Below are 17,098 nucleotides of genomic sequence, written 5' to 3' on the forward strand. Positions count from 1 at the left end.
GGGCAGGGTGCCGCATGAACTCGCTCTCGGGCCGCTTCCTGATCCTTACGGCGATCTTTGTGATGCTGGCCGAAGTGCTGATCTTTGTGCCGTCCATCGCGCGGTTCCGCGAAGATTTCCTGCTGTCGCGGCTGGAGCGGGCGCAGATTGCGTCACTGGCCCGGCTGGCTGGCGATGAAATCAGCCCCGATCTTGAAGACGAATTGCTGATCAATGCGGGCGTCTTTAACGTGGTGCTGCGGCGCAACGATGCGCGTCAGTTGGTGCTGTCTTCGCCACTGCCCTCGCCCATCGCAGCCACCTATGATTTGCGCGATGCAGGCGCGTTCGAGCTGATGCGCGACGCGCTGTCACGGCTGTGGCACGCCGAGGATCAGGTAGTGCGCGTCATCGGCTCGCCCGTGCGCAGCGCCGGTATGCTGATCGAGGTCACCATGGAGACAGGGACGCTGCGCATGGCGATGATCGACTATGGTCTGCGTATTCTGCTGCTCTCCGCCGTCATCTCGATCATCACTGCCGTGCTGCTGTTTCTGGCCGTGCGCGTGTTTCTGGTGCGCCCCATCAGCCGCGTCGTCGGCTCGATGAAGGCCTATGCCAGTGCGCCCGAGGACGCGCGCGGCGTCATCGCCCCCAGTTCGACCATAACCGAGCTGCGCGAGGCCGAAGAGACGCTGGCCCTGATGCAGACCCAACTGACCGGCGCCCTGCGCCAAAAGGAACGCTTGGCGGGTCTGGGCGGCGCAGTGGCCAAGGTCAGCCATGATCTGCGCAACATCCTGACGTCGGCGCAGCTCTTTACCGACCGGCTTGAGACGTCCGAGGATCCGATGGTCAAGCGGATGGCGCCCAAGCTGGTCAATTCCATCACCCGCGCCGTGAACCTCTGCGAATCGACGCTGGCTTACGGCAAGGCCGAAGAGCCCGCGCCGCGCCTGTCGCGCTTTGCCCTGCTGGACATTGTGACCGACGTCATCGACAGCGAACGGCTATCTGCCGGGGACGCAGACATCAGCTTTTCCGAGGACGTGCGCCCCGGATTCCAGCTGCGCGCTGATCCCGAGCAGCTTTACCGCGTGATCGCGAACCTCGTGCGCAACGCGCGTCAGGCTATCGTGACCAGCGGCACGCCCGGCGAGATCAACGTGCAGGCGGATGAGACCGACGAGGCCGTGACGATCCGCATCTCCGACACTGGCCCCGGCCTGCCGCCCAAGGCGCGCGAACACCTCTTTACGCCCTTCCAAGGCGGCGCGACCAAGGGTGGTTCGGGCCTCGGCCTCACGATTTCGTTCGAACTGGTCCGCGGCCATGGCGGCACATTGGCGCTAGAGCATACAGGGCCAGACGGCACATCGTTTCTGATCACGCTACCCAAGGGCGATCTGACCTGACATCAGTTTCTACCAAGCCCCCCTTGCAAAGCCCGAGCGCAGCCGCTAATTGCTGCCCGCGTGGACCGATAGCTCAGCTGGATAGAGTACCTGACTACGAATCAGGGGGTCGGGGGTTCGAATCCTCCTCGGTCCGCCATAATTTCCCCCTCAAAATACAGCTAACTCACTGAAATTAAAGGTAATACATACCTTTCCTGCGCTTTGGCTCCCGCTGCCGGCATGACAAATTGCATGACATTGGTTTGTAAGTGCGAAGCCGAGGGGATGGGGTTTCGCGATGCAAAAAGACTTGAAGCTGACCAACCGACGCGGTGTCTGGTACCTTGTGCGGCGCATCCCCAAGCGGTTTGAGACGGTCGAGACCCGTAAGCGTATTGTGTCAATCTCACTTGAAACAGATTCTCATCGGTTGGCACGGGATAAGGCGGCGGGCGCTTGGCAGGCGCAACTTGAACATTGGCAAGCCAGACTTGATGGGCGGTCCGCTGATGCCCGTTTGGCTTATGAGGCAGTCCGTAAGGTAGCACAGGGACGGGGCTACAACTATCTTCCGGTGTCACGGGTTGCGAATCTTCCTGACGACACGTTGTTGAATCGGATAGATGCCATCACGGAAACCGACGGCAGCGTCGATCAGATCGAAGTCAAAGCCTTGATGGGAACGGTCGAAGATCCACCGCTCCTTATGTCCGAGATCTGGGAGGAGTTTTACAAGTTGACGCCGGATCGGAGGTTGGGGAAATCCTTCGACCAGATAAGAAAGTGGAAAAGCCCATTTGAGCGGGCGCTAAACCGCTGGATTGACGTAAACGGTGATGGGGCATTGACGGCGATCAGGCGGGACGACTTTCTATCCTTCCGGTCGTTCTGGATCGAAAAAGTCGATCTTGAGGACCGTTCCAACAATACGGCGAACAAGGACTTTGATAAACTCACCAACGCATTTTACACGGTGATTGACGGTTTGGGGATGGAGTTGGTTTTGCCCGTCCCGAAGCGCAATTGGCGACTGCCGAAAGCCGACCCAGTCTCGCCGCCGCCCGTGCTGACGTAGGTCGTGTCGCTGCGGTCCTCGATCTCGGCGAGGGCGAGGGCGTCCAGCCCTCCTTCGAAGACGATCATCCGGGTGGCGGCGGGCGTATTCCCGAGCACGTTCACCGTTTTCCGACCACCTTTTGCAAACCGCGCCTTGTTCTTCTCGCCATTCTTCTCCCAGCGCTGCTCAAACCCTTGAATATCGTCAGTCGTGGGGTTTCGGTGGGCAAAATAAATCCCGCCAAAGGCACCAGACCTCACGTCAGCGCGGAACCGAAAGAGCGTCTTGCGGTCTATCCCACGGGCTTCGGCATAGGATCGCTGGTGATCGATATGGGGTGCCTCCTCCCACCGGCGGCGGGCCTCCGTATGATCCCCGTCCTGATCGTGGGTCACGGCAGGAGCTGCCAGGGCCATAGCTGGGGCGCTGCCCATGATCTCACGGAAGGCCGCGCGCGCGTGGCTCAGTGTTCGGCCGGGATTGTCCTGCAGCCAAAGATCGATGACCGATCCGTTCGCCCCTGACTTGTTGGATGTCCAGAGCCACTTCCCCTCGACAAGGCTTGCCTTGATCGTGTCCCCGCCGCGCTGGAAAACCCGGTATGTCTTGCCATGCCTGTCGGCACTATCGGGATGCGTGCGAGAAACATCTGACCAGCCACCCATCCCTGCGATCGCCTGAATATCGAGACGTTTCATTTCCTCGATCTCGGCGTGATCATTGCCGCGAAGCTGATGGGCGATCCGGCGCCGCCCCCGATGGTCCTGTTTCGCCGTATCGGGCGCGGTTTGAGGGTGCGAGACGGTCCGCATATCCGGAAGAGAGGCGATCCAGGTATCCCGTTCTTCTCGGTTGATCTTTCGAAGCGCTGAAGGACCGGGACCTCGACCGAAGCCAATCGCCTCCTGCACAGCCTGGGCTTCTGCCGTGATGTCGGCGGCTACCAGAGCCTTCAACCTGCGCTCCTCCATGTTTTCCTCGATCAAATCTTCCCGGTCTGTCTGATCTGCCAGATGGTCTCTTTGCATTTCCCGGGCAACCTGCTCAATCCTGCGCTGGCGCTTTTCGGTCTGCTCGAGCGTCCGGTCTGCCAAGGCCTGGATATCAGCTGGCACGCCGTGGATCCGAAGGCCCGCCCGGGCACAATCCAGGGCCGCCTGCCGAATAAACTCAGGCGTGCCGGTTGGGCGGACGGACGCCCAGCCTTTCGCTTTCGCCATGGCAATCATCGTGGCACGCGTTTCCATCGTGCTCCGGGATGTCGACAGTTTGCGGTCGAGATCAACAACGGTAGACCCATCCTGAAACGAGATTTGCGGCGGCTTGGCTGCGAAATCCACAAAACGGATCGCTTGCGCCACCTTTGGGTCGATATGGATATCGGTGTAGATCCGGCGCAGCAGGGTGAGCTTGAAGGCAGACGCGGATGTCGCCTTCTCATCCTCAGCCGCCGTGGATCCGATCAAGGCCGCGACCTCGACGTGGGTCTCGTTCAGATCGTTTCGATATTCGGTCTCGGTCTCGGGCGCGGCATAGGGGCCGAATCTTTTCTCCATCTTCGTGATGCCGAACTTTGCGCCGAAAGCTGATGCCTTCGTATGCTCGCTCGATCCGATGATTCCGACGCGGGCGCCGGATCCGAATGTGTAGTATGTCAGGCCGTGCGCGCCGAGGGTCGTGTGGATGTCCTGCCAGCCGGATGCCGCGTTCACCAGTGTTGCAAACTTCTGCCTAAGAGCGTCGGGGATACTGTGCTCGAACGTCTCGAACCCGGTGGACTTTTCAAACATGAGATCTCCGGAGGTTTTCGGACGCTTTCCTGCCGCACGATCCTTTAGTTTCTTTTCGCAGACGAGGGGGTGCTTCTTCAGCTTGGCAATTTTGCGACCGTCTTTTTCGATGACGTCGAAGTCGAACCGTCCTCGATCATGGGACCAGCCTTGATCCAACTCGATCTGGCGGCATGCGGCTTCGGCTTTGCGGTGGTCACGGGATTTGGACCAGACCTTGCCGGTAAGCGGGTGGATGGTATTCACAACTGTGTGGGCGTGCTTGCGCCGCGTGTCATCATGCGTGCCGATCACAATCTGATGCTCTTCAAGCCCGAGGGTGCAGATCAGATGTTCCATGGCTGCGACCATCTGGACGTCCGTCGGCTGCTCCAATTCATGCCACGATAAAACGAGATGGTAATAGGGCTTCTGCACGCGCTCCGAGAGCTCCGAGGTCAGCAGCATTTCCTCAGCAGCATCCTCCCAGCGAGAGGATGCAATGTTGCGCAACTCCACTCGCCCGGCTTTTCCACTGACGTAACGGATGCCGGGCACGAAGGCGTCACGGCCTCCGCCGCTGCCTTTCTCGCCGGGCTTGCCGATGATCTTGCAGATCATTTCCCCAAGGGCCTGCCGGATTTCAGCGCTGATCTGCTGTACGGCGGCTAGCGCTTCCTTGAGGGTCTCAAGGTCGTCCGGCTCAAGGTCAGTCACGCGTCCGGCGTTGATGCCATGTGCGATCTGATTGAGGTTCGAGCCGACCTTGCCGAGTTGACCGAGGACGCGTATGATGTCTTTTTTCAGACCCGATTTCAGTTCAACCTCGCCCGAGATGAAGGCGGTCAAGTATACCTGATGGTCGCAGTATACGGCCGCATCTGCGCGCTCCTTGAAGTCTGCTAGTTCCTCTGTGGTTACGCGCTTGTAGAGCTGACGCGTCGCGCGCCGCTCGTTTGATCTTTTCTTGCCGTCATTTGCTCGTGCCATTTTGTCTTCTCACGTGATTGCAGACTCCCTGAGTCTAGTCGATCCCCGTGAAAATCCTCCCAATCCTTTTTTTCGGCCTTCTCCTTCTACCGCCCAAATTTGACCCCGCCGATGCCGCGAGGTGGAGAAGGGGTCAGCCAGAAAGGAACTCGGCATCACAAAACGACGCTCCCACTCTGATTGATCACCGGGGGTCACTGCGAAGAGCGTAAGCGTGACAACTACTCCTCCCCCAGTTTCGTCTTCTTGCGATGATCTTAGCCCTCTATGCCGGCGTTTCTCGCCAGTATAGAGCAGCGAAAATTGACACTGCCTGCCGGAGACGGGTTGTCATGAGCCTGGCGGCGATTGACTGCTACCAGCCGATTCTATGGAAAAACAACTGTCGCTTATGCAGAAAGTGTTATCGAATTTATTGCGCGAGCGTCTTTTTTTTCACGCTTTGCGCATTTGCTGCGGTGCAGGGAAAATCTTGGCCAGTTTCCGGAGGTTCTGGGCGGTGACGGCGAGGAGGAATTCGTCATTTGCACCGCATGGGCCGCGCAATCGGAGCCTTCCAAGACCCAGGATGCGTTTGAGGTGGGCAAACAGCATCTCGACCTTCTTCCGGAGCTTCATGGAGATCACGTATTGCCTGGTCTTGGCTATATCACGGGCAACCTGGCGGCCGTCTTCGTTTTCCTCGCGGGTGATCGATCTGGCATCGGCGTTCGGGCAGCATTTCTGTTTCGACGGCAAGCCTGGCAGGTCAGTTTTAGGGCGCGATATTTGGCGCGTCCCTTGCCGGTTGGTCCTCGGTTCGGGTCGGAATAATTCCGGCGGAACTGCTTCAGTGCCTGACCCTCGGGGCAGATGTATTGATTATTCTCGGCGTCCCATTCGAAGTCCGCCCGGCTCCAAGTGCCGTCGTTGCGGCCAGACTTATCGAAGACCGGGATATGCGGCGCAATCTTGCGGTCGACCAGCCAGCCCAGCATCGGCCCTGTGCCGTAGGCGGTGTCTGCTATCAGCCGTTCGGGATGGAGATCGAACCTGGCCTTCACACGGTCCAGCATGGTCTTTGTTGATCCGACTTCGGCCTGCCGGATCGAACGCGTCGCTTCTACATCCACGATGACGCCGTGGTCAGTGTCGATCAGATAGTTGTCGGAATAGCTGAAGAATGCCGGGCCTTTGCGGGCCGCTGTCTATTACCGGCAGGTGATTGCCTGCAATCACCGAGAGGCATTGGCTGGCCGGATCGGAATGGGAAGTGAACTTGGGTTGAACCTCGCTTGCGGCACCGAACGCGGCCTCATCAAGCGTATCCAGATACTCGCGGACAGCGCGGGGCGCATCGGCGGGATCGATCAGTCTGGCGTCCCAATCCTCCTTCGGCGTCGAGTTCTGCTTGTTTGCATCGGTCTCGATCAAGCTTGCGTCGACAGCCATGCGCTGCCCGCTCACGAGCCCTTCCTCGATGCAGCGCGCGACGGTCGTTTCGAAAAGATGCCGCAGCAGTTCGCTGTCACGGAAGCGACCGTGCCGGTTCTTCGAGAAGGTCGAGTGATCCGGAACCCGATCAGCCAGGTCGAGCCGACAAAACCAGCGATATGCGAGGTTCAGATGCACCTCCTCGCAGAGCCGCCGCTCGGAGCGGATTCCAAAGCAATAGCCAACCAGCAACATCCGGATTAGCAACTCGGGGTCAACAGACGGGCGCCCGGTATGGCTGTAGAATTGTGCCAAGTGCTGCCAAATACTGGACAGGTCTACGAAGCGGTCAATGGAGCGCAACAGGTGATCCTGTGGGACGTGGTCCTCTATTGAGAACTCGTAAAACAACGCCCCTTGCGCCTCTTGCTTCGGTCCCAGCATCGCAGATCCCCCCGCTTTACTACCGAAAGTGAATCAGCGAACAGGCCTCAAATCAACAAGAGTTTTTCAACAAAATAAGCCCAAAGTGGCGCCCCCGTCTGTACACCGTTCGCACTCGCAGCACATTGCGGTCATGGCAGTGGCGGTCCATACAGGCCACTCGTCCGGCGTTACGATGCTGCGGTCGGCTTCGTCACACAGGCCATTCGGCAAGTTGCAGAAATTGTTCTGGGTTTCAGTCGGCCAACGGAAAATGCCGTCATCAAAGTCCAGACTCACAGAAAAATGTCAGTCTTGCAAACCGGTGATTGGATTGCTCTAAAGTTGTCAAACTATGCTCACTCGGAGTGAATGTCACGCTTTGCGCAACTGGATTGAAGCAGAATTGCAGGCCAATAGAAATTATCCGCAATGGCACGTTCGCGAAGCCATTGCGCCTGAATCTGATAGGCCCGCCATTCCTGTGCCTGTGGGCAATACCAATGTTGCCCGGATTGGCGATGGTGTGCCATTTCATGCACAAGAACGCTGACGTCGCGTTGATTGTTTGGTGACCAGGGTTGAACCAGATAGATGATTTCAGTCTCTTCATCATATAGCCCGCGTAATGTGCCCTCTGTATGGTCTGCTATGCCTTGAAAGTGTTGTGCCTGTTCCGCTGCGATCAACCGGATACGAGGTTGGCTGTCCCTTCTTTCGAACTCGGTTTCAGCGTCAAGCCAAGTGTTCAGCTCGTACAACCGCGCGGGTGAAATTATGTGACTATCGTCGCTGGCACTGCCAAATGCAGCATTGGCAAGAGTGATTGCAAGCGCGATCAAGATGCTCTTTCTCATCCGAAACTCTCCTTGATTGGATCGGTGATCGGTTGGCGAGCCGCGCTGCGTGGGAGTGAATACAGTTGCTAATACGACAGAGCGCCCGCTAGGTTAGGAGCGCACGGAGGCACCTGAAATGTCCGGAGAAGCCCACGAAAAAGATACGAAATCTCTTGAAGAATTTCGGCTTGGGGGGTTTACGTATTCGCTGCAAACCAATGAACTAAAAGACGAAAACGGAAATGCCGTCCATTTGCGCAGCCAAAGTACCGAGGTGCTGGAATATTTGGTTCGCCGCCACGGCGAGCTCGTATCGAAGTCGGACCTAATCGAAAACGTGTGGTCCGATACGTTTGTGACCGACGACAGTCTGGTGCAATGCATCGCTGATATCCGCCGCGCCTTGAACGATACCGAACACAGGATCGTTCAGACCTTGACTAAAAAGGGCTACAAGCTGGAAGCGATACCTGTGTCGGACGATACTCTGGATAGCTCTGGAAATTCTGGACCGATAAGCTTCCGAATCACCAGCAAGTTTGGGTCGTCTTGGTTTTTGGTCCTGATCGTTCTGGCCTTTGTCACAGGTGTCAGCATTTTTACGTGGTGGAACACAGCTACCGACTTTGAGCCAATTGACTCGGCAACGCTGAATTTCCCCCTTCCCGAGAAACCGTCGATCGCAGTACTAGCTTTCGATGATCTGAGCCAAGGTGCAGACAAGGGATATCTGAGTGACGCAATCAGTGAAGAGATCATCGCCAGATTGTCTCACTTTCCTGATTTTTTTGTAATTGCCCGAAGTTCAAGTTTTTTCTACCGGGATAAGGCTTTGGCTGTTCGCGATGTCGCTACGGAACTTGGTGTTCGCTATATTCTTGAAGGTAGCCAACAAAAGGCCGGGGACCGATTGCGTGTCGCGGCGCAGTTGATTGACGCGACTGACGGAAACACGATTTGGGCTGCAACCTATGATCGCGATCTGGTGGATGTCTTTGACGTTCAGGAAGAGATTACCAGAACGATCGCCGCGACGCTGGAACGAAACATCACCCTGGCAGAGTATGATCGCCTGCTGCGTCAACCAACCGAGAGCCTCGCGGCTTATGAGCTCGTCAATCGAGGGCGATCCGCACGCAAGAAGTTCACACCAGAGGGCAACCAGGAGGCAAAGCTGCTGTCCGAGAAAGCGCTGGAACTCGATCCGGGATACTCGGAGGCGTATTTCAGCCTGGCCTGGGTGCATATTAACTGCTTCCGCTGGGAATGGTGCGGCGACCAACCGCACGAGGGCGCCCTGGATCGAGCTTTCATGGCGGCCCGTAAGGCTGTCCAGCTTGATCCGGACAGTTCTCTGGCTTACTGGACACTGGCGAATGCAACAATGCAAAGCGGCGATCTTGAACAAGCTCTCATTGAGTATGACCGATCAATCGCGCTTAATCCCAACTCCGCCGGTGTCTTGGCCGATTCCACCGAAGTGTTGGTTTATCTCGGGCAAATGGACGAGGCTATTGCCCGAATTCAGGCCGCGATCCGTCTGAACCCCCATCACCCGGACTGGTATCTGTGGACCCTGGCTTGGGCGCAGTATTTTGCCGGGGAGTATGAGGCCGGGTTGGCCTCAATACAAAAAATGGCAAACATGCCTAACCTGGCCCGGCGTACGCAGGCGGCGTTGTACGTACGCCTGGATCGCATGGATGAAGCCTGGGCCACGATTGATGAATTGCTTGAAAACGCCCCCGACTACACCATCGCATCGCAGGAGCACAGTCTCCGGGGGAAATTCCGCGATCCAGGCGCGGCGGATCGGTTTTATGATGACTTACGCAAGGCGGGATTGCCAGATTGAGATCCGACAAGTCGTCAAAGATGCTGCTGTACAACAGGAACCTTCGGGATCCGCGACTATCATTTGTGCGTGTGACCTGATTGACCGCTAGCTCCGGATGCTGTTGAAAAAGTCTGTTTTCTGGGACGTTTTAGCGAGTTGTCTGGGGAAGGCGCTCGCCACCCTTTTTCACCCTGGCACCGTTGCTGGTACCAACTTGGCCAGTTTGCAGAGGTTTTGGGCGGTTGCTGCGAGTTGGAACTGTTCGGTTGCGCCTTTGGGTCCGCGAAGCCGCATCATCCGCAAGCCGATGTATCGTTTGAGATGCGCAAACAGCATCTCGACCTTTCGGCGTTGCATGAACGAGATCATGTAGGCATCGGTTTTGCGGATATCCCGGGCGACGTCTCTTGCGGCTTCATGCACAGACCTCAGCACTTTTCTGGCCGGCTGGGTTGGGCAACACTGGGCCTTGAGCGCGCAGGCATCGCAATCGAGTTTGCGCGCCCGATACCGGATCAATCCGTCCTTGCTGACGTTTGCTGATCGGGGCTTTGAGAACTTGCGGCGGGATTTCTCCAACGTATTTCCGGCGGGGCATGTGTAATTGTCGGCGGCGGCATCGTAGGCAAAATCAATCCGTGAGAATGTACCGTCGGTGCGTCTGGATTTATCCCAGACGGGGATGTGCGGCGCGATCTTGCGATCCTCGACCAGCCAGCCCAGCATCTCGGCTGATCCGTAGTCAGTGTCGCCGACCAGCTTGTCGGGTTTGATCCCGAAGCGATCTTGCACCCGATCGATCATATCCCTTGCGGCACGCGCCTCTGCTGGCCTGATTGGAGCTGTGGGTTCAACGTCAACTATCACCGCATTATCCAAATCCACCAGATAATTGTTGGAATAGGCAAAATAGGCGGCACCCCCGTCGGCCCCTGTCCAGCGGGCGGCTGGATCAACCGGTGATATGTATTTGGGAATGGCTGTTGTCGATGCGCCAAAAGCCACGTCATCAAGTGTCACAAGATATTCACCGACGGCGCGGGACGTCAGATCCGACGGCAAACCTTCCTTGCTATCGACACCACGCGTCTGATTGGCATTCGCAGGGATCAAGCTGGCATCAACACCAAAGCTGTGACCACCGACCAGCCCTTCATCCATACAGCGCTGCAAGACCGTCTCGAACAGATGCCGGAACAGGCCACTTTCGCGGAAGCGGCCATGGCGGTTCTTGGAAAACGTTGAATGGTCCGGCACTGGATCAGCCAGATCGAGCTTGCAGAACCAACGATAGGCCAGATTGACATGCACCTCTTCGCACAGCCGCCGTTCAGAGCGTATGCCTTGGCAGTAGCCAAGCAAAAGCATCCGGATCATCGGTTCCGGGTCAATCGACGGGCGACCATGTGCGCTATAAAATGGTGCCAACAGAGGCCGCACATCCGTCAGGTCCAGAAAGCAATCAATGCCGCGCATTGGATGATCCTGCGGCACAAACCCTTCGATTGAGAACTCATAGAACAGCGCGCCTTGCGCCACCTGCCTCGGTCCCATCATCGCCACGCCCTCCACTCCTAAAACGAGTGAATCAGCACATCGACAGCCAATCAACAGACTTTTTCAACAGTATCGGCGGATTGCGGACGGTCGCTGCAATTCACTTCAAGGTCCGCTTGGCGGAGCACGCAGGTATGGTGTCTGAGCGCTGACCACTTGTTGTTTGACATGACCACTCAGGCAAGAGGGTTCACCGCAAGCTTCAACGAAGACCCCTCGGTTACTGGTCCGAAAGTTCGGAACCAAGCGATAGCGCGCGGGTTAGTCCACCATCCTTGAACCAATTCAGAGAAATTTCCCGTGCAAACAAACGTGATAATCAATGGCACGCAGCGGCGACTGGAGCTTGATCCAAGAACGACCCTGCTGGATGCCCTCCGCCATCACCTCGGACTGTCGGGTAGCAAGAAGGGCTGCGATCACGGACAATGCGGGGCCTGCACGGTTATGGTTAACGGTCGGCGGATCAATGCCTGCCTGACGCTTGCGTGCATGCATGACGGCGATGAGGTGACTACGATCGAAGGGATCGGCCAGCCCGGCAACCTCAGCGCGCTTCAAGAAGCTTTCGTCAGCGAAGACGGGTTCCAGTGCGGGTATTGCACGCCTGGGCAGATCTGCTCGGCGACGGCGATGCTGGAAGAGATAAGAAATGAATGGCCGAGCCATGTGACGGACGATCTTCTGGGTGGGGCGGAGCTCACGAATGAGGAGATCTCGGAGCGCATGAGCGGAAATCTCTGCCGGTGTTCAGCCTATCCCAACATTGTCGAGGCGATCCGGAAAGCGGCAGGGAAAGGCGCATGAGACCTTTCGATTATGTCCGTGCCGATAGCGCGGAGGGCGCGACACGCCAAGCGGCGGACGGCGGGATTTTTATCGCGGGCGGCACCAATCTGCTCGACCTGATGAAGCTAGAGGTCATGGCACCGGAGGCCTTGATCGACATCAACCGGCTGGAGCTGAACCAGATCGAAGAAACCGAAGACGGCGGGTTGCGGATTGGTGCCTTGGTGACAAACAGTGACCTTGCCAATGACACCCGCGTGCGCCGCGATTGGCCGGTGTTGAGCCGCGCCCTGCTTGCTGGTGCAAGCGCTCAGTTGCGCAACAAGGCGACCACCGGGGGCAATCTGCTCCAACGCACGCGGTGCTTGTATTTCTATGATCGCGCAATGGCTTGCAACAAGCGCGAGCCGGGCAGCGGCTGTGCGGCGCGCGAGGGATTTAACCGTATTCTCGCCGTGTTGGGGACGTCAGAGCATTGCATCGCCACGCACCCCAGCGACATGGCCGTGGCGATGCGCGCGCTTGGGGTCAAGGTGGAGACACTGAAGGAAGACGGCGAGACCCGTCAAATGACGCTTGATGAATTTTACCTTCTCCCCGGCGATCGGCCGGACCGCGAAACGGTGCTGGAGGCCGGCGAACTGATCACAGGCGTCGTTCTGCCCGCGCGCGTTGATGGGCGTCAGACCTATCGCAAGGTGCGCGACCGTGCGTCTTATGCATTTGCCTTGGTTTCCGTCGCCGGAATTGTAGCCATGGAGGATGGTCGCATCACCAAGGCGGACCTGGCCTTTGGTGGCTTGGCACCGAAACCCTGGCGCGACACTCAGGTCGAAGCTCTTCTGGTCGGCGAAACTCCGTCGGAGTCGCTTTTTAACAAAGCCGCCGATCAGTTGCTCGCGCAGGCGCAGGGCTTTGGCGATAATGATTTCAAGCTCCTTCTCGCCCGCCGCACGCTTGTGTCGGTGCTCACGGAATTGACGGAGGCACGGACATGACCGAGCAATTCAAGATGGACGACCCGGCGACGGAACGGCGGCTGGATGACATGGCGCAGGGCCTCGTCGGCGCACCGCTCGACCGGCCCGAGGGAGCATTGAAGGTCACGGGCACCGCGACCTATGCCAATGAGTGGCAGATCGAGGGTATGGTGCATGGCGTCATGGTCCGCGCGCCGGGCAACAGCGGCCGGGTCGTGCTGTCCAACAGGGATGCAGTGGCGAAGATGCCCGGCGTCCTGTCGGTGATCCAGGACGACCGTCTGCTGCGCAACCCCGCCCAGGGCACGGCCAACAAGGCGCCGGTGCAAGGAGCGCAGCACGCGACCTACCTTGGTCAATTGATCGCCGTTGTCGTTGCCGAAAGCTTCGAACAGGCCCGACACGCGGCGCAGGCCTTGAAAGTCACGCTTGAGAATGGGGAAATGGTGCCCGTCGATCCGGCAACCGCCGCAGTTGAGCCTCAGGAAGACCAAACGCTGGATCAAGGCAACCTTGATGGTGCCATGAGCGACGCCAAGCACAGTGTTGATGTGGTCTATACCACCCCGTCGCATTCCAGCTCGCCGATGGAGCCGCATGCTTCCATCGCGTCATGGGAGGGCGAAGACCTGACCCTGCGCGCCAGCTATCAGATGCTGAAATACAACCGCAATGAATTGGCGGATTCGCTGCGCATCCACCCTGACAGGGTCCGCATAATCTCCCCTTACGTGGGCGGCGGCTTCGGCTCCAAGCTGGGGCTGGCGCCGGAAGCGGTGGCCGCCGCTATCGCGGCGAAAGAGCTGCGGCGTCCGGTTTCCGTCGCCCTGCACCGCCAGCAAGTCTATGAGGCCACGATGCGTCGTTCGGAAACCCGCCAGCGGCTGCGCCTTGCCGCCGATTCTGACGGGCGGTTGAGTGGTTTCGGCCATGATGCACGTGTGTCCAACCTGCCCGGAGAGACCTTTGCCGAGCCGGTGTTGCAAGCCTCGCACTTTCTCTATGCTGGGGCCAACCGCAAGATGTCGCTTGAATTGGCGCGTCTGCACCGGCTCTGCGCAGGCTCCGTCCGTGCGCCGGGAGAAGCCGTAGGCGTCACCGTGGTGGAAAACGCGATGGACGAATTGGCGCATGAGGTAGGCATCGATCCCGTCGAGCTCCGCCTGCGTAACATCCCCGAGAAAGACCCCGAAAGCGGTAAAGACTATTCATCCCGCAGGTTTCGCGAAGCATTGCAAAGCGGGGCCGAAATTTTTGGTTGGGCCAACCGCCCCGGAGTGAAGGAACGGCGCGAAGGTGAATGGCTGATTGGTTATGGTATGGCCTCGGCCGCGCGTATCAACGTCTTGCAGGAAAGCCAAGCCCGCGTGACGCTGCTGCCCGACGGCACGGCGCGGGTTGAGACCGATATGACCGACATTGGCACCGGGACCTATGCGATCCTCGGCCAGATCGCTGGCGACATGCTCGGCTTGCCCCGCGACAAGGTCGATGTGATCCTCGGCGACACCAACTTGCCCCCGGCTGCCGGCTCGGGCGGGTCTTGGGGAGCGTCCTCCAGCGGGACATCGGTATATATCGCTTGCGAAGCGATCCGTCGCCAACTGGCCGACCGGTTAGACGTGAATGAGCATGACCTGATGCTGAAAGACGCTCGCGCGATCTATGCCAATCAGACCAAGGCCCTTGCGGATGTTTTGCAAGGTGACGAGATTGCGAAGCTGGGCCATGTGCTACCCGGTGACACTTCGGACGCCGTGCGCCAGGCTACGTTTGGTGCCTACTTCGCCGAAGTTGCCGTCCATGCAGCCTCTGGCGAAACCCGCGTAAGGCGCATGCATGGTAGCTTCGCAGCCGGGCGGATTCTGAACGCCAAAACGGCGCGCTCGCAATGCCTTGGCGGAATGACCTTTGGCATCGGCATGGCGTTGACAGAAGAGTTGGCTTTTGATCCGCGCGATGGCCATGTGGCGAACCACAACCTTGCCGAATACCATATTCCTGTGAACGCCGACGTGCCGCAGCTAACGGTTGAACTTCTGGAAGAGCGCGATGATTGGGCGAGCCCCCTGCAGGCCAAAGGTATTGGCGAACTTGGCATCTGCGGCGCGGCCGCGGCAATTACCAATGCGATCTACAATGCCACCGGCGTGCGCGTGCGGAACTATCCGGCGACGTTGGATAAAGTCATTGTTGGGTTGTGACGAAGGCGGCATTATCTTGTTCGTTGCCCGTCCGGTTCCGTGAGTGAGATAATAAGGGAGTATAAACAGACACTGATTCAGAGGGACCGGAATTTCCGCTCTGCGCCGCGAGTAACGAGGTTGCCGCACCAACGATGGAAGGGCGTGCCGCATCGCCGCATGTCGGCTTAGAGCCCAAAAACACCACTTTGGATTCATCGCGTATTTCGACTACTGTCTACGAAAGATGAGGTCAGCTATGTCCGTGGAAAGCAGCGAAGAAGAACGCAAACTTAAGAGGCGTTTGAATTCTCGAACTGATGCTTGTGTGAAGCTGGCAGACCATGCTCAACGCGCTGCAATACATTATAGCGCGATTAGGCTAAGTTTTGTTGTCAGCAACATAACGGTTGCAACCCTCTTGGTAGGACTGTTTTTCCGCTTTTCCGAAACACTGAATCCATGGGTGGTTGCAGGCTCAATTCTTATTTTAGGTATTTCATTTGCCCTTATTAACCAAAAGGTTGGCACGGCCCATTTATATTACAATAATGCTGCCGGTTTCTTTTATCAACAGGCGGTAAAAGACGCTGGTTTTGAGGGTGAGTTCAAAAAAAACATTCAAAGTCTCTACAATAAGGGCCAGTCGCTTCGGGTTGGTTAACAGAATCTCGTCAAAAATTGATTTCTTTTTTATCTGGCCAGTTTTGAACATGATAGTTGCGGCTGTTGCCGCAGTCCTTGTGCTCACGCTGTAATAAGTAATTACGTGAACGGATGGTTCGCGTTCAAGGTCAAGAGAGTCCCGCATAGTGTGAGTTTGGCCATCAACTGATTTTGCGATTGCAGCGAAAGTCCGGTTCGACGGGCCGCGCCGCAGAATCGCCGGGGGTGGTTGAAGGTCTGCAGTGGGCCGTCTGTGAAGACGGCCCGTGCTTTCAGATTTCTATGGCCTCAGCGATAGCAAGGGCGTCCTCAAGCTCGACGCCAAGGTATCTGACCATGCTGTCCATCTTCGTGTGTCCCAAAAGGAGCTGGACCGCACGCAGGTTGCCCGTCTTCTTGTAAATCTGCGTGACCTTGGTCCTCCGCATCGAATGTGTGCCGTAGGCGCTTCCTTCCAAGCCGATCGAGGTAACCCATTCCCGGACAATTCGCGCATACTGGCGGCTCGAGATGTGGAGCCTTTTGTGAAACCGGCCAGGCCAAAGGTATTCAGATCCGACCATCAGCGGGTCTTGCATCCATCGGTTAAGAGAGGCCCGAGTGCCTTCGGAGACTTCAAACTGGACAGGAGTCTGGGTCTTGCTTTGCAGAACCGACGCGCGTTCCTTGATCTGGCCGGACGCCATGACATCGACGACCTTCATCTTGACCAGATCGCAGCCACGCAGCTTGCTGTCGATGGCCAGATTGAAGAGGGCCAGCTCTCGATGGTTCTCGGCCAGCTCAAGCCAAACCCTGATCGCCCAGACATGTTTTGGCTTAAGCGGTCGCTTCTGTCCCACGATGCGGCCCTTGTTCCAAGCGGGGCGAAGCGCGCGAATGGCCGGTAAGTTTGGTATTTTCATCACTGATCCTCCGGTCCGCCATACCCTCCCATAACGACAACCCGACGTTGACAATGCACTATATCACGGGACTGATGCGCTGCCTCAGAGGTCAGCTTCGAGCCCAATTTGACCGATGCTGCACGATGGCTGAACGGCAACAAAGCGTTTAGAGCCGACCTCCGGAGCCAATGCTTCCGTCCGTCTGAGGTGCAGCTAAACTCGGTTGGCAGCCCAAAGCGACAGTTGCCGCCGAGTATCGGCAGTGGCGCCGGAGTGCGAACCAACGTCATTGCGCACCGACGAAGTAACGACGCAACAGGCCTGTTTCCAAG

General features: G+C 57.7%; 11 protein-coding genes, 1 tRNA gene and 1 pseudogene. 8 read left to right on the top strand and 5 right to left on the bottom strand.

Annotation, left to right across the window (positions count from 1 at the left end):
* The first annotated feature begins 14 nt into the window (after window positions 1-14).
* From U3654_RS19305 to U3654_RS19315, 3 genes are all read left to right on the top strand, one after another.
* A complete protein-coding gene (locus U3654_RS19305) occupies window positions 15-1,394 on the top strand; it encodes a HAMP domain-containing sensor histidine kinase (protein ID WP_324753156.1) in 1,380 nt (459 codons plus the stop codon).
* A 62-nt stretch (window positions 1,395-1,456) separates the two neighbouring features.
* Window positions 1,457-1,533 (top strand) — tRNA-Arg (locus U3654_RS19310).
* 141 nt (window positions 1,534-1,674) lie between these two features.
* Entirely contained in the window at window positions 1,675-2,451 is a 777-nt protein-coding gene (locus tag U3654_RS19315) for a DUF6538 domain-containing protein (RefSeq protein WP_324753157.1), read from the top strand.
* Here U3654_RS19315 and U3654_RS19320 read toward each other — a convergent pair.
* From U3654_RS19320 to U3654_RS19330, 3 genes and pseudogenes are all read right to left on the bottom strand, one after another.
* Window positions 2,343-5,192 (bottom strand): relaxase/mobilization nuclease domain-containing protein, encoded by a 2,850-nt coding sequence (locus tag U3654_RS19320; RefSeq protein WP_324753158.1) that lies wholly within the window; start codon window positions 5,190-5,192, stop codon window positions 2,343-2,345. The genes U3654_RS19315 and U3654_RS19320 overlap by 109 nt on opposite strands.
* A 435-nt stretch (window positions 5,193-5,627) precedes the next feature.
* A pseudogene (locus U3654_RS19325) lies at window positions 5,628-7,049 on the bottom strand (transposase).
* Window positions 7,050-7,387: 338 nt separating this feature from the next.
* Window positions 7,388-7,885 carry a DUF6647 family protein gene (locus U3654_RS19330; RefSeq protein WP_324753159.1) on the bottom strand — a complete coding sequence of 166 codons (498 nt, stop codon included), beginning with the start codon at window positions 7,883-7,885 and terminating at the stop codon, window positions 7,388-7,390.
* A 118-nt stretch (window positions 7,886-8,003) separates the two neighbouring features.
* Between U3654_RS19330 and U3654_RS19335 the strand changes: the two genes are divergently transcribed.
* Window positions 8,004-9,722, top strand: coding sequence for a winged helix-turn-helix domain-containing tetratricopeptide repeat protein (locus U3654_RS19335; protein ID WP_324753160.1), 1,719 nt, complete (start codon window positions 8,004-8,006; stop codon window positions 9,720-9,722).
* Window positions 9,723-9,890: 168 nt separating this feature from the next.
* On the opposite strand, the gene U3654_RS19340 is transcribed toward U3654_RS19335, so the two are convergent.
* Window positions 9,891-11,261: an IS1182 family transposase gene (locus tag U3654_RS19340; protein ID WP_324753161.1), complete on the bottom strand. Its 1,371-nt coding sequence runs from the start codon at window positions 11,259-11,261 to the stop codon at window positions 9,891-9,893.
* A 300-nt stretch (window positions 11,262-11,561) separates the two neighbouring features.
* Here U3654_RS19340 and U3654_RS19345 point away from each other — a divergent pair, with 300 nt between their 5' ends.
* The 4 genes from U3654_RS19345 to U3654_RS19360 all read left to right on the top strand — a co-directional run bounded on the left by U3654_RS19345 (window position 11,562) and on the right by U3654_RS19360 (window position 15,877).
* On the top strand, window positions 11,562-12,068 hold the full coding sequence (locus U3654_RS19345) for a 2Fe-2S iron-sulfur cluster-binding protein (protein WP_324753162.1): 507 nt from the start codon (window positions 11,562-11,564) through the stop codon (window positions 12,066-12,068).
* Window positions 12,065-13,048 (top strand): xanthine dehydrogenase family protein subunit M, encoded by a 984-nt coding sequence (locus tag U3654_RS19350; protein ID WP_324753163.1) that lies wholly within the window; start codon window positions 12,065-12,067, stop codon window positions 13,046-13,048. The genes U3654_RS19345 and U3654_RS19350 overlap by 4 nt, the downstream gene beginning before the upstream one ends.
* Complete coding sequence (locus U3654_RS19355) at window positions 13,045-15,234, top strand: xanthine dehydrogenase family protein molybdopterin-binding subunit (protein ID WP_324753164.1); 2,190 nt, start codon at window positions 13,045-13,047, stop codon at window positions 15,232-15,234. The genes U3654_RS19350 and U3654_RS19355 overlap by 4 nt, the downstream gene beginning before the upstream one ends.
* A gap of 238 nt (window positions 15,235-15,472) precedes the next feature.
* Window positions 15,473-15,877, top strand: a complete 405-nt coding sequence (locus U3654_RS19360; RefSeq protein ID WP_324753165.1) for a hypothetical protein — start codon at window positions 15,473-15,475, stop codon at window positions 15,875-15,877.
* Window positions 15,878-16,151: 274 nt separating this feature from the next.
* On the opposite strand, the gene U3654_RS19365 is transcribed toward U3654_RS19360, so the two are convergent.
* Window positions 16,152-16,784: a tyrosine-type recombinase/integrase gene (locus U3654_RS19365; protein WP_324753166.1), complete on the bottom strand. Its 633-nt coding sequence runs from the start codon at window positions 16,782-16,784 to the stop codon at window positions 16,152-16,154.
* Between the last annotated feature and the right edge of the window lie 314 nt (window positions 16,785-17,098).

Source organism: Roseovarius sp. Pro17, assembly GCF_035599575.1.
Lineage (GTDB): Bacteria > Pseudomonadota > Alphaproteobacteria > Rhodobacterales > Rhodobacteraceae > Roseovarius.

Coding starts and splice junctions, on each gene's coding strand:
- U3654_RS19305 (WP_324753156.1), top strand. CDS start 15: ATGAACTCGCTCTCGGGCCGCTTCCTGATCCTTACGGCGATCTTTGTG.
- U3654_RS19315 (WP_324753157.1), top strand. CDS start 1,675: ATGCAAAAAGACTTGAAGCTGACCAACCGACGCGGTGTCTGGTACCTT.
- U3654_RS19320 (WP_324753158.1), bottom strand. CDS start 5,192: ATGGCACGAGCAAATGACGGCAAGAAAAGATCAAACGAGCGGCGCGCG.
- U3654_RS19330 (WP_324753159.1), bottom strand. CDS start 7,885: ATGAGAAAGAGCATCTTGATCGCGCTTGCAATCACTCTTGCCAATGCT.
- U3654_RS19335 (WP_324753160.1), top strand. CDS start 8,004: ATGTCCGGAGAAGCCCACGAAAAAGATACGAAATCTCTTGAAGAATTT.
- U3654_RS19340 (WP_324753161.1), bottom strand. CDS start 11,261: ATGATGGGACCGAGGCAGGTGGCGCAAGGCGCGCTGTTCTATGAGTTC.
- U3654_RS19350 (WP_324753163.1), top strand. CDS start 12,065: ATGAGACCTTTCGATTATGTCCGTGCCGATAGCGCGGAGGGCGCGACA.
- U3654_RS19355 (WP_324753164.1), top strand. CDS start 13,045: ATGACCGAGCAATTCAAGATGGACGACCCGGCGACGGAACGGCGGCTG.
- U3654_RS19360 (WP_324753165.1), top strand. CDS start 15,473: ATGTCCGTGGAAAGCAGCGAAGAAGAACGCAAACTTAAGAGGCGTTTG.
- U3654_RS19365 (WP_324753166.1), bottom strand. CDS start 16,784: ATGAAAATACCAAACTTACCGGCCATTCGCGCGCTTCGCCCCGCTTGG.